This is a genomic window from Colwellia piezophila ATCC BAA-637 (genome assembly GCF_000378625.1).
Taxonomy (GTDB): Bacteria; Pseudomonadota; Gammaproteobacteria; order Enterobacterales; family Alteromonadaceae; genus Colwellia; species Colwellia piezophila.
The window spans coordinates 153856-166913 of record NZ_KB905170.1; the positions used below are offsets into that span (position 1 = coordinate 153856).

Sequence of the window (13058 nt, forward strand, 5' to 3'; positions counted from 1 at the left end):
CATATTTTATTAGGTCTACAAATTAGCTACATTGCATCGGCTCCATTTCATCAAGAATTGTAAAATAAGCTTAATCACTACTAATTTTTACTGAATTGTTAGTCCTAAACGGGTAAAATCACTCCCAGAATTCATTGCATGATTAAAAGTTAAAAAGGTTGGCACATGGCTCGTACGGCAGCGGCGCTTCATATTTTAGTGAAGCATAAAGAACAGGCAGAAGAAATACTCAAAAAAATAGAGAAAGGGGCTAAGTTTCAAACCTTAGCCAAGAAGCACTCTACTTGCCCTTCAGGTAAAAAAGGCGGCAGCTTAGGTGAGTTTGCTAAAGGCACTATGGTACCTCAATTTGATAAAGTGGTTTTTACCAAGGAAGTGTTGACTCCACACTTAGTTAAAACCAAACACGGTTGGCATATTATTAAAATTTTGTATCGTACTTAACTAACCTGAACTCTGGATAAGCAACACTTACTCAGGTTACCCGCCTGATGTTATGTTTATCAAAGGCTGACATTATCTATCGTTGAGATGTTCAATGTGGTTTTATCATCTATATAACCACATCTATATTGGTTTCAAGCATATTATTTCTTTCTATAAAAACCATAGAAACGCCTTGGGCTTGTTCTACCGACATCCGGCGATAGAGTCCGTCAGTACTGTTAAGTTTATTCCCGGCAATATAAAATTGTGTCGTTAATAGCTCACGATCTCCATCGAGAACTTTGACGTGAATATGTGGCGCACGGCCCGGGTATATCGTTGGTTTTATCGTTTTAAAACTATAATTACCATTACCGTCAGCGATATCATGTCCAAAGCCTTGAAAGCCATTATCATAACTTACCTTGCTATTATCATTAGGGTGTAGGTATTTCCCATTGACGTCGCATTGCCAGATTTCTATTCGGTGCCCAGCCAGTGGCTTACCTTGCTTAGACATCAGCTTACCTGTGATTCGAATAATTTCACCGCCCGCTTGTTCTACTGCTCCAGAGACTTTGATAAGATCGTTGTCAACATCAGCAAAACGCATCGATGTATCGGGATAAAAAGGTCCCTCCGTTGCCCGTGGTGTTAACACAGCTGACACTGCATGGCGTGAATAAGCAGCCAAGCCTGCTATAGCAATAAAGCCTTTTAATAAACCTCTACGCGTTAGTAATTTCATTTAATATTCCCCAAAATAGTTTCCAATAAAAAAACTCAATTAAAAATCAATTATTCGCTGTCATTAACAGCACCTTAGCTAAGATATAACATAGTAAAGCCAGCTTATGACTCGAATTACTGGTGTCTGACAACTACCTCCGTATATAATTAAGTAATCAATAGTATTTAAATTTTTCTTCGTTATTTCAAGGTTAATTTTGTGTCTAAACATTTTAGTAAAAAGCCTAACAAAGCCGGTGGTTTGTCTTCATTGACCTCGACCCTAAAGCACATCATTCAAAGCCAACAACCACAGACCAATGTCAAAAATTTATTAAGAGCAAACAAGGATAAAGGTTTTGATTGCCCCGGTTGTGCTTGGGGCGATGAAAAAGAAGGTCTGCTACAATTTTGTGAGAATGGCGCCAAGGCTATTGCTTGGGAGTCAACCAGTAAAAAAGTCGACGCTGATTTTTTCGCTCAGCATAGTGTTAGCCAATTACAAAAACAGAGTGATTATTGGTTAGAATACCAAGGCAGGTTAACGCAGCCAATGAAATACAATAATCAAACCGATCATTACGAGCCAATTGCCTGGCAAGACGCCTATCAACTGATAGCAGATAAACTCAATAGTTTAGCTTCACCCAATGAAGCAGAATTTTATACCTCAGGCCGCGCGAGTAATGAAGCCTCGTTCCTTTATCAATTATTTGGCCGACTTTATGGGACTAATAATTTCCCAGACTGCTCAAATATGTGTCACGAAGCAAGTGGTGTGGCATTAAATGAATCAATAGGCATTGGTAAAGGCACGGTAATCTTAGATGATTTTAACCACGCTGATGCAATTTTTGTCTTTGGACAAAACCCGGGTACCAATCACCCTAGAATGATGAATGCTCTACGTAAGGCCGCACGTGGTGGCTGTAAAATAGTGAGTTTTAACAATTTAAAAGAAGTGGCGCTAGAACGTTTTGCTAGCCCGCAAGATCCCATTGAGCTACTAACGACTAAAGCAACGACCATAAGTCATGCTTATTTCACGCCTAAATTAGGCGGTGATATGGCGGCTGTTCGCGGCATGGTAAAGATTATTCTCTCGCGTAATGAAGAGCGAATAGCCACTGGAAAGTCAGCGATTATCGATGATGATTTTATTAAACTACATTGCCAAGATTTTGACCAATACCAGCAAGTCGTTAACGACACTAGTTGGCAAAAAATAGAGCAACAGTCTGGGCTATCGTTTGAACAGTTATGCCAAGCGACTGATGTGTTTCTAGCGGCCGATACCGTCATTTGTACTTGGGCAATGGGCATCACTCAGCACAAACATTCCGTCGCGACCATTCAAGAAATTGTTAATTTACAATTATTGTCCGGTAATATTGGCAAAAAAGGTGCAGGTTTGTGCCCTGTTCGTGGTCATTCTAATGTGCAGGGTAATCGCACCATGGGCATTAATGAAAAACCAACAGCAGCATTCATCGACAAACTTGCGAAAGTCGTTAAGAGCCAACTACCAAAAGAAAAGGGTCATAACGTTTATTTCGCCTTGAATGCTATGTTAGATAAAACCAGCAAGGTACTCATTTGTTTAGGGGGTAACATCGCCCAAGCGGCGCCAGATACTAAGCAATGCCATCAAGCGTTAAAAAATACTGAACTGAATGTACAAATAAGTACTAAGCTCAACCGCAGTCATTTATGTATCGGTCAAGACGCACTGATTCTGCCCTGTTTAGGACGCACCGAAATTGATAACCAAGCCACCGGCGAGCAGTTTATTACCGTCGAAGATACCTTTAGCATGGTACATGCATCGCAGGGTAATGTAGTCCCATTAACAACTACTATGCACTCTGAAACCGCCATTGTCGCTGATATCGCTGATACTACGCTTAACAGTACAACTAACGCCACGATCAACTGGCAGCAATTAAAGGGAAATTACGATTTAATTCGGGACTTAATCGAGCAAGCTATTCCGGGCTTTACTGATTTTAATGTGCAACTTGAACAACCTGGTGGCTTTTATCTTGGTAACAGTGCCGCACAACTTCAATGGAATAATGCTGAAGAAAAAGCATTATTTTCTGCTAACGCCTTACCTGCAAATATTATCAATATTTCAGCAGAGCAGCTAACCGAGCTTCAAAATAAGCGGCAAACCCTTTATACGTTGCAATCCTTACGTTCCCATGACCAGTTCAATACCACAATCTATGGTATGGATGATCGATATCGAGGTATTAGCAATGCCCGAAATGTGCTGTTTATCAATGAAAAGGATGCACGAAAACAAGGTTTTAACAACAGTGACTATGTCGATATCACCTCTATTTGGTCTGATAACCAAAACCGGACGGTAAATAACTTTATACTTTGCTTTTATGAGATTCCCAGAGGCAACCTTGCCGCTTATTACCCAGAAACCAATCCACTGGTACCACTGGATAGTTTCGGTGATCGTTCATATACACCAACGTCAAAGTCAGTGGCGGTTATTATAAATAAAGCTGAGAATCCACCCTTGATTTAACCGGTCAGATGAGCGGTTAAATTGATTTTGGCTTGCCCTCACAACAACATAAGACTATTTACTTGTGCTAAGTAAGCAGTGGCTTTGAATAACAAAGTCACGCACAGTTTTGGTTTAGGTCTAGCTTAAGATTTAACTTGCCTTAAGGACCTAGCCGCCACGGCAAGAGCATTATAAATTTGTTAGTATTATTGTCATGCAACAACGTTCGGTATTTTTTGAAACCTTTGTCGCGGTGGCGACAACACCCAAAAGGGGCTAAACGACGAGCCCCCTTTGGAATCCCGCGTCGCTGCCACACAAAACGTAATCTTGCATTCTTTCAAGTGCTATCGTGCTAACAGCGCTGAAGGGGCGTCAGGACAATATGCGTCCTGCATTGTCTTATAAGCTGCATCCTTGCAGCGTCATGCCCTACATCGCATTTTTTCATCATCAGGACAATATGCTCCTGCATTGTCTAATAAGCAGCATCCATGCAGCGTCATGATGAAAATAGCTGAGCTCTTTCTCTCATTCCAGCGTTTTGACAGGCAGACTTGGTGCTTGTTGTACTGCAACTCGATTTAACGCCTTGTGATATATTTTCAAAAACGCTAGCAAATGTTATTTGACTACTCGAGCTATAAACACCTACTCCCATCTCAGCAACGCAAGCTGAGTTTAGACCAAGAAAAATCTAAGCTGAGACAGCCGTTACATGGATGTAATTTATGTGGACAATGCAGGACGCATATTGTCCTGATGTCGAAGACTGCCGCTGTTCAGGGACGATAAATCGGCAGGTATTAGATTTTTCTCTAAACACAGCAGTAGTGCTCTGCTGAGTTGGGGCTCCGTGGGATTGTTAAGGGAGGCCGGAGGCAGCTTCCCTTAACCTGTTGTCGCCAGCGCGACGCGGAAGATATATACCCAAGCTACTTCAAGATGCTCGTTTCAGGACGAATGAGCGATTCATAATCAAGGCGCGTATTTTATTAATGGTTATTCCCTTAATTACATACGCAACGATGAATATGATTTGCTCATGCGTCCCCATAGGGCTGGTTTAGAAACGTTTTACCCATCGTTATTGATTTCGACAAGGGAATAACCATTCTCTTCAATCAATACCTTGCCTAAAGACGTTTCTAATTCCAGCTGAACCCTGCATCTTGAGGTTGTTTGGGTATAAAGAGCTCAAACTCTTTTTGTTAACTAAGTCAGTAGCGGTAAGGGATTAAAATGCGCTAGCCGTAACCTAGTCGCCAATCAGCATGATAAACATTAAAACCGTTCTCACTAACAAAACCTATTAAGGTTAAGTCAAATTGTTTAGCCGCTTGTATAGCCAGATCAGAAGGTGCTCCCACCCCGACTAACACATGAATACCCGCCATGATGTTTTTTTGTACTATCTCAAAACTTATTCGACCACTGACCAATAATATTTTTAATAGCGTATCTTGCGACAGTTGATTATTGTTATGAGAATTTTGATAACTTTGATAGCTATCAAGCCTCGGCTTATGATTACAAACACCGGTTAACATAGCGCCAATCACTTTATCAACGGCGTTATGACGACCGATATCTTCATACAATTGCTGTATAGTTAGCTTTTGCTCAAGTTGCGCTGCACACTGTGATTCGACTTTTCGAACAAGATTTGTTTTAAGTTCAAGTTCTAATTCAAATAAGGCCGCGCCATGAACGCCTCCCGTTTCATCAAATAAACCTTGGCCGCTGCGCATTGTATTCGACAATGAAAGTAATGACGCTGGCTCGAGGACATTTTTATGCTCAGGAAAAGATAAATTTATTTCGGTTTTTAACTGCAAGTTTTTTAATGACGTCGTACCGCACAGACCACAGCTAGAATAACTCATCATGTATCGCTCTAATGATGATAAGTCAGGGATTACGCCAGCAGAAAACTCGACTAACCACTCATTTTGCCAACCTTCTCCGCTAATGTCTGCCGAAGCTAATTTTATTGACTCGATATCACTTAGCTTTTTTATAACCCCTTCACTATGTAATAAACCGATGATCAATAACTGATCGTGCCCCGGAGTACGCATAGTAATAGTAAAGACTTTATTGAACACTTGTCCCTGGTTTTGCCAAGACAAGGTAATTTGCAAAGGTTGCTCAACAATCACGGTATCTGAAGTCACTTTTCTTAGCAGTTTACTATTACTTTTGTCGGTAGTATCACTTCTGAGTCCATCAATTTTATTAGCCGCGAACGAATAAGTGACTTTATTAATGATTTTGGTTGAATATTTAGATATTTCGGCATTTTTCATATGAAATTTAACACTATTTAAGGTGTGCTTTGTCAGTAAAGTTTACCGCCTAACATTAAAACTGAAAAGGTGCGATTACAATGTTTAACCACGAATCTTTTACATTTTGTATAACTTTTGTTGCATATCAAATTTAGACAATAAATTTCCACAACAAAAAAACACCTATTGAACCGGATAGGGACGGCGCTGTATATAATTATTAGCTTAGGTGCACCGTTTAATCATCGGGGTCATTAAACAACACAAAACAATATAATTGTGGCTATAATAATGCCACTGATTGTTGCATTTTTTATTAAATAAGTTATGACTAGCCATGCTAGTAGTAACCAAGGGAAATATGGATAACGTTGAGGTAATGGTTGTTGGTGCTGGTGTTATTGGTTTAGCCATTGCAGCAAGGCTCAGTGAAGCATTTGACGATGTATTAGTTATTGATAAAAACACTAAATTTGGTGAAGAAACCAGTAGCCGAAACAGCGAAGTGATTCATGCGGGTATTTATTACCCTCAAAACAGCCTAAAAGCAAAACTTTGCATACAGGGCAAAGCAATGCTCTATCGTTATTGCCAAAAGCGACATATCCCGGTAAAAAAAATAGGTAAGTTACTGGTTGCTCAAGGAGGCCTTGAGGAAGCGTACCTTAGACAAACATTAATCAGCGCTAAAAAAAATGGTGTTGATGACCTAACCTGGTTAGACCAAGCTAGATTACAAGTACTCGAGCCAGAGCTGAATGCTACAGCGGCATTGCACTCGCCTTCCACGGGCATAATTGATAGCCATGCTTACATGAGGAGTTTATTAACCCAAGCCGAGCAAAATAATGCCATGTTCGTTGCTCAAACTAAAATGGTCAGTGCCAAACCAATACCAGGCGGCTATGAGGTTAACTTAGATAGCCAAGGTGAATTGTCATCAATACGTTGTAAATATTTAATTAATTGCTCAGGACTGCACAGTGAAAAGTTGGCACAAACCATTGAAGGTCTAGATAAATCATACATTCCCAAGTTACATTGGTGTCGTGGTCATTATTATTCTTATCAAGGAAAAAGCCCCTTTAAGCAACTAATTTATCCGGTGCCTCGAGACAATGGTCTAGGTATTCACGCCTCATTTGATATCGGTGGACAATTAAAGTTTGGCCCTGATACCCAATATATAGAACAACTGGCTTATGACTTTCCTGAAAATTTAAAAGCAAAGTTTATTCAACAAATATCGTTATACTTTCCCAATGTTGTTGCCGAAAAATTACAGCCCGCTTATGCGGGTATTCGCCCTAAGTTACAAGGTGCAGGTGACGTTTTTCAAGACTTTGTGATTCAAACCAGTGATGAACATCACCTTGAAGGTTTAGTCAATTTATTCGGTATAGAATCACCGGGTCTAACCGCTAGCTTGGCAATCGCTGAATATGTTGCTGATAAACTAAAGGTTGTTTAATTGTACATGCTGTATTACTTTTAAAGTAGTAACAAATTTAACCGTTTAAATAGGTAAATGGATTCAAAGGGATTGTCTTATATGCAAAAAGTAAAGGATACTCGAACAAACAAGGCTGTTTATCCTATTGTTACCCTGATAATTTTATCCGCCATCATTATTGCCCTACTCTATCTCGACATAGACATAGACAAACATAAGATAATTAATTTAAGTTCTGCCGAGGTGAGTACTGTTGACGATCGCACCGTCTTAGGTAGTTCAATTGCCAGTGTGGTAAAAACAAATCATGGTATTGAGTTTTCCTGCCAAATTAAAAAATCGCATCTTGAACAGCCCTTTTGCCAGTTAGTGATTAATATCGAGAACTTAAGTGCACAAAGTCCGCTTAATGGCGTAGATTTATCTGGCTTTGAGCAAATTGGTTTGTGGATAGAGCATAACCACCCAACACAACCTGGCACACGCATTGAGCTGCGCAACTTCAATGCCGCTTATTCTGAATTTGATAAGAGCGAAAGTCTAAAACCCAATAGTGTTGAATACCTAGAGGCCTTTGTGACAAATCCCGTTTGGCTAAACCTAAGTCACTTCTCTATTCCTCAGTGGTGGAATAATATCCATAATTTATCATTAACAAATGGTGGCACTGATTTTTCTAATATCTATTCAATTACCCTAGCTCCCAGCCTAACAGTGCAAGAAGGCAGTTATAAATTAACCGTTAACCGCATTGTAGTAAAAGGAAAATACATAACTTCAACAACGCTTATTACCCTATTAATAGCTATATGGTGTTTAGCAATAGGTTATTTCATGAATCGAAGCGGCGCCCAGATGACTGAAAGTACAGCCATTGTAAAACCAACTAAGCCAGCTATCGTCTTTGGCGCTATGAGTTGTCCAGTCACTGGAGCGCTAAACCGTATTGGCTTGCGTAAGTGTTTTGATCAACTTGCACCAACAGATTTAAATAATTTAAGTGTTATCTTTCTTACCATTGATTCTTTTGAAGATCTTTACTCAACTAACGGACAACAAATAGCGGATATTATTCTGAATAAATTTGTATCTGAAACAAATAATACCTGCCGCTCTAGCGATACTGTTGCGAGATGGAGTCCTGAAGCATTTTTGTTAGTTTGCCCTGATACTGCTTTAGAGCAGGCGGTAGAGGTTGCAGATAAAATAAGATCTTCTATCCAAAGGGCTGAATGGCCAAATAATATTAAAATCACCTGTAGCGCCGGCGTCGCGCAAATGGATGATGAGGATCTTAATGATTTAATTACCCGAGCAAATAGAGCCGCTTATAAAGCCTCAAATAGCGGTCGTAATAAAACGGCTGCCGCTTAATTTTCAGCTTTACCTAGCTTCGCTGCATTGATCTAATAAATACAGCACCGACTGATAAGATATACCTGATTGTTCAGTTAAACCTATCTCACAGGTACGAGAGTTACTCAAGCCTTGTTGACAACCTGAGGGGATTTGGGCTTTTAATGGCGCCAGTGCACTTTTATTTAACTCAGGTAAATAAAAGCCTTTATCACCGGCGAAGCCACAACAACTGATATTCTCGGGTTCAATAATATTATCACTACAAAGCCTGGCTATTTGCTTTAAATATCGACCTTTATCCATTTTTTCACTGCTACAGGTATTGTGCAGCATAAAAACCTCATCGCTTTTGTTAACAGTAAGATTATCAACAACAAATTTAGCGACAAACTCCGTTGCTTCTAATATCACTAGGTTATTTGGCAGTTTATCCTCGCCTTCAATTTGGCTAATAGTTAACGCGCATGGACTAGCATCAATAATGACTGGCCATTGACCTTGCTCTGAAGCTGCGACTACTTTTGCTATAAATTGCTGTTTTTTATCTTCGGCAATCGCTGCCAAGCCTTTTGACTGCCATGGCATGCCACAACATAATTCATCACTACCTGTTGGGATAATAACCGAGATATTAGCTTTCTTACATAATGAGAGTATTACTGCTGGTAAGCTGCGCTTATCTTTAGCTTTACCATCGGTGCCGAAAATACGATTAGCACACGAAGGTACGTAGACCACTTTACTTACAGTACCGGCGCTATTGTTAGAACTTTCTAGGCGAATATTTTCTTTATAACCTTTGCTATCAGTACTCTTTTTCGCTCCTGTTGGCCAAGCCTCATACCATTTAGGAATGGCATTATGACTAAATTTATTCAAAAGATTAAAAGTGCTTTTTGTTAACTTATTTCCGACTACTTTATTCACCGTACTTACGGTATTTAATCCTAACTTAGCAACACTAGTGGCTATGGTGAAATTATTCGCTATTAGTTTCGCTGCCGTAGACTTTATTTTACTGTCAGTATTTTTCTTTTGCCTTAACGATTGAATAAACATGCCGGTATCAATTCCCACCGGACATTGCTGACCGCATAACCCCGTGGCAGCACAACTATCAATGCCGAAAAATTGATAATCTTTTTCTAATTCAGTTAATTTGGCTTGTAAGTCTGCTTTTATCGGGTCTTGGGCACCTTCTATTTGCTGAGTTAATAAGGCTTTTTGGCGCCATAAGGCAATACGTTGGCGCGGTGTGATGGTAAAGTCTTTCGACGGACAAACCGGCTCACAAAAGCCACATTCAATACAAGTATCAATGATGTCATCGGCAGCAGTCATGGTCTTTAAGTTACGAACATGTACCTCGCTATCTTCATTGATGATAACTCCAGGGTTGAGTATACCGTGGGGATCAAACAATACCTTTAACTGTTTCATCACTTGATATAAGTCCCCTCCCCACTCCATTTCCACAAATGGTGCCATATTACGGCCGGTGCCATGTTCAGCTTTAAGCGAACCTTGATAATCAATAGCCACCATTTTTGTGACTGTTGCCATAAATTCACGATAACGATTGATTTCTTTTTCATTGGCAAAGGTTTGAGTAAAAACAAAGTGTAAGTTTCCATCTAAGGCATGACCAAAAATAATGGCTTCATCATAGCCATATTGCTTAAATAGTTGCTGTAATTCACTAACACCTTCTGCCAACCTTGGTAGTGGCAGGGCTATATCCTCAATAATCACCGTGGTTCCCGTTGGACGAACAGAGCCAACGGCGGGAAACATGCCTTTGCGTATTTTCCATAAGGCCTCAATTTCGACTGTATCAGTGGTGAATGATTTTTGTCCTTGAATCGAATGTTCAAAATTTTCAATATGTACCAACAACTGCTGTTCATTAAAGTTTAACATTTCGCTAGTTTCAGCCGTAAATTCTATGAGCAGTCCAACACTATTTTCGTGCAGGGCTTTATCCATAGTTACAATGGAGGCTAGTTGTGTTTGGACACAGCTTAAAGCTCTCGAGTCCATAATTTCTACGGCATCCACTCGCTCTTTTGCTAAAAGTGACACCAAATTACACGCTGTCGCCATATTATCAAAAATGAATAGTCCGGTAGATTTATGAGGCAAGACGACTACGGTGTGATAGGTAATATTACTAATGAACGCTAAAGTCCCTTCTGAGCCAATCATTAAATGACTAATAATATCGATAACATCGCTGTAATCTATCAGTGCGTTTAAGCCATAACCGGTGGTATTTTTTAAGCGGTACTTATGTTTAATCTTAGCGACTAAGGTTTTATCAGCATTGACGTAATCAACGATACTCATTAAGCGAGTCACTAGCGTTTGGTTCTGCTGAAGAAACATCGCCCTCGATTGACTATCAGCCGTATTTAACTGGTTGCCATTAGCAAAAATCAACTGGATATCTGCTAAGGTGTGATAGCTATTATCTTTCACCCCACAACACATTCCCGAAGAGTTATTGGCGGCAATACCGCCAATTTTACAACTATTGATAGAGGCAGGATCTGGCCCAATTTTTCGAGAATAATCAGCCAGTGCTTTATTTGCTTGCGCGCCGATAACTCCAGGTTGCAGGGCTATTTTTTCGCCTTGATCTAAAACCTGAATGCCCTGCCAATGACTCGATAAAATAATGAGTACTGAGTCGGTAATAGCTTGGCCTGATAAACTAGTGCCTGCGGCGCGAAATGTGATGGCTACCTGATATTTTTCAGCCAGTTGTATCACCGCACAGATCTGTTTTTCATCGTCAATTTTCAGAACAACTTTAGGGGTTAAGCGATAAAAACTTGCATCGGTGCCATAGGCAAAGCGCTGTAAATAGCCCGCTATTATATTTTCTTCTGGCAGGATTTGGCTGATAGCCTGACTAAATCCTGTAAATAAGTTTGCCGATGTGGTTTGATTAGCATTTGCCATTAAAGTTATCCTTATAAAGCCACAGTTCCATATTCTCCTGAACAACCATTAGTGCATCACAGCGCCTTGAATTGAGATTGCTCAAGCACTCTAAAACATCCATCCTAAATGGTAACGGCTATGAACAAGTTCAATGCTAGTTTATATCCGGATAAAGCAAATATGGACGGCGTTTACGCTTAAAAGCCTCTAAATCAGCTTGCCAACTCTGTTTAATTTGCTCGGCACTATGCCCTGAAATTATCGCTTTTCTTAATTTATCTGTTCCTGCCAATTTATCCATAAACTTTGGACTATTAAAAAAAACAACCTCTTTTTCAGCGAATGCTTTATACCAACGAATGATAAAATCTAAGTCTAATCCTTGACTTACAATGTGGCGAAGATCCTCTCCATATAACTTTTTATTGAGCAATTTTGGCTTACTTGCAGCTCCAGGCGTAACAACAGGAGTAAAACTAAAACTTCCCCTATTGATATTATCATGACCGATCACCTCAAATGGAAAAGGTGTGCCTCGACCTATGCTTACAGGCGTCGCTTCAAAAAAGGCTAATGACGGATATAAAGCAATAGCATGGGCATTCGGTAAGTTAGGGCTCGGTTTTATCGGTAAGTTATAGGCTAAGTCTCTTTGATAGTTTTTTACTTTAACAACGGTAAGCGCAAGATTTTTTTCAGTAGTTAACCAATTTTCACCTTTAATCATTTGAGCCAACTCGGCCACAGTAAGGCCATGTAACAAAGGAATTGGGTGCATACCAACGAATGATTGAAACTCTACTTCCAGGACAGGCCCGTCAATATAGGCGCCATTAGGGTTAGGTCGGTCTAAAACAATAAATTCAACCCCCGCATCGGCAGCGGCTTCCATCATATAGTGCATAGTAGATATATAGGTATAAAAACGGACACCAACGTCTTGGATATCAAAAACAATCACATCAAGTTTTTTCATCGTGCTTAACGATGGTTTACGGTTATTACCATAAAGTGAAACTAGCGGTATACACGTTGTTGTATCGATGCTAGAAGCAAATTTTTCACCTGCATCACGCTTGCCGCGAAAGCCATGTTCTGGGGCAAAAATCATCTGTATATTGATTTTTTCTTTTAGTAAGACATCAACGAGATGTTCATCAAACACTGTCGAGGTTTGATTAACGACCAAAGCGACTCGTTTACCTGCTAATTTTGGTAAGTATTGCGAGACTCGCTCTGCGCCAACCGTCAGTGTTGGTTGTGTTGTAGCCGTTACCGACAAACTTAAAAAAGATGAAGAAATGCTAATAAATAGCATGATGACTTT

Annotated in this window: 8 protein-coding genes; 4 read left to right on the forward strand and 4 right to left on the reverse strand. The window is 40.0% G+C overall.

The genetic code is table 11. From position 1 onward, the window contains the following. Window positions 1-165 precede the first annotated feature (165 nt). Entirely contained in the window at window positions 166-444 is a 279-nt protein-coding gene (locus F580_RS0117770) for a peptidylprolyl isomerase (RefSeq protein WP_019029099.1), read from the forward strand. A gap of 109 nt (window positions 445-553) precedes the next feature. Here the strand turns inward: F580_RS0117770 and F580_RS0117775 are convergent, their stop codons facing one another. Further along, on the reverse strand, window positions 554-1174 hold the full coding sequence (locus F580_RS0117775; protein ID WP_019029100.1) for a dioxygenase family protein: 621 nt from the start codon (window positions 1172-1174) through the stop codon (window positions 554-556). 201 nt (window positions 1175-1375) lie between these two features. Here F580_RS0117775 and F580_RS0117780 point away from each other — a divergent pair, with 201 nt between their 5' ends. Continuing rightward, window positions 1376-3700, forward strand: coding sequence for an FdhF/YdeP family oxidoreductase (locus F580_RS0117780; protein ID WP_019029101.1), 2325 nt, complete (start codon window positions 1376-1378; stop codon window positions 3698-3700). A 1229-nt stretch (window positions 3701-4929) separates the two neighbouring features. Here F580_RS0117780 and F580_RS0117785 read toward each other — a convergent pair. Then, window positions 4930-5991: a formate dehydrogenase accessory sulfurtransferase FdhD gene (locus F580_RS0117785; RefSeq protein WP_019029102.1), complete on the reverse strand. Its 1062-nt coding sequence runs from the start codon at window positions 5989-5991 to the stop codon at window positions 4930-4932. Window positions 5992-6334: 343 nt separating this feature from the next. Between F580_RS0117785 and F580_RS0117790 the strand changes: the two genes are divergently transcribed. Both F580_RS0117790 and F580_RS0117795 read left to right on the forward strand, forming a co-directional pair. Then, the gene (locus F580_RS0117790; RefSeq protein WP_019029103.1) at window positions 6335-7444 is read left to right on the forward strand and encodes an NAD(P)/FAD-dependent oxidoreductase; all 1110 of its coding nucleotides are present in this window, start codon (window positions 6335-6337) and stop codon (window positions 7442-7444) included. 81 nt (window positions 7445-7525) lie between these two features. Continuing rightward, the gene (locus tag F580_RS0117795) at window positions 7526-8800 is read left to right on the forward strand and encodes a GGDEF domain-containing protein (RefSeq protein WP_019029104.1); all 1275 of its coding nucleotides are present in this window, start codon (window positions 7526-7528) and stop codon (window positions 8798-8800) included. A gap of 9 nt (window positions 8801-8809) precedes the next feature. On the opposite strand, the gene F580_RS0117800 is transcribed toward F580_RS0117795, so the two are convergent. Beyond that, window positions 8810-11749, reverse strand: a complete 2940-nt coding sequence (locus F580_RS0117800) for an FAD-binding and (Fe-S)-binding domain-containing protein (RefSeq protein ID WP_019029105.1) — start codon at window positions 11747-11749, stop codon at window positions 8810-8812. A 136-nt stretch (window positions 11750-11885) separates the two neighbouring features. Next, entirely contained in the window at window positions 11886-13049 is a 1164-nt protein-coding gene (locus tag F580_RS0117805; RefSeq protein WP_040357662.1) for an exo-beta-N-acetylmuramidase NamZ family protein, read from the reverse strand. Between the last annotated feature and the right edge of the window lie 9 nt (window positions 13050-13058).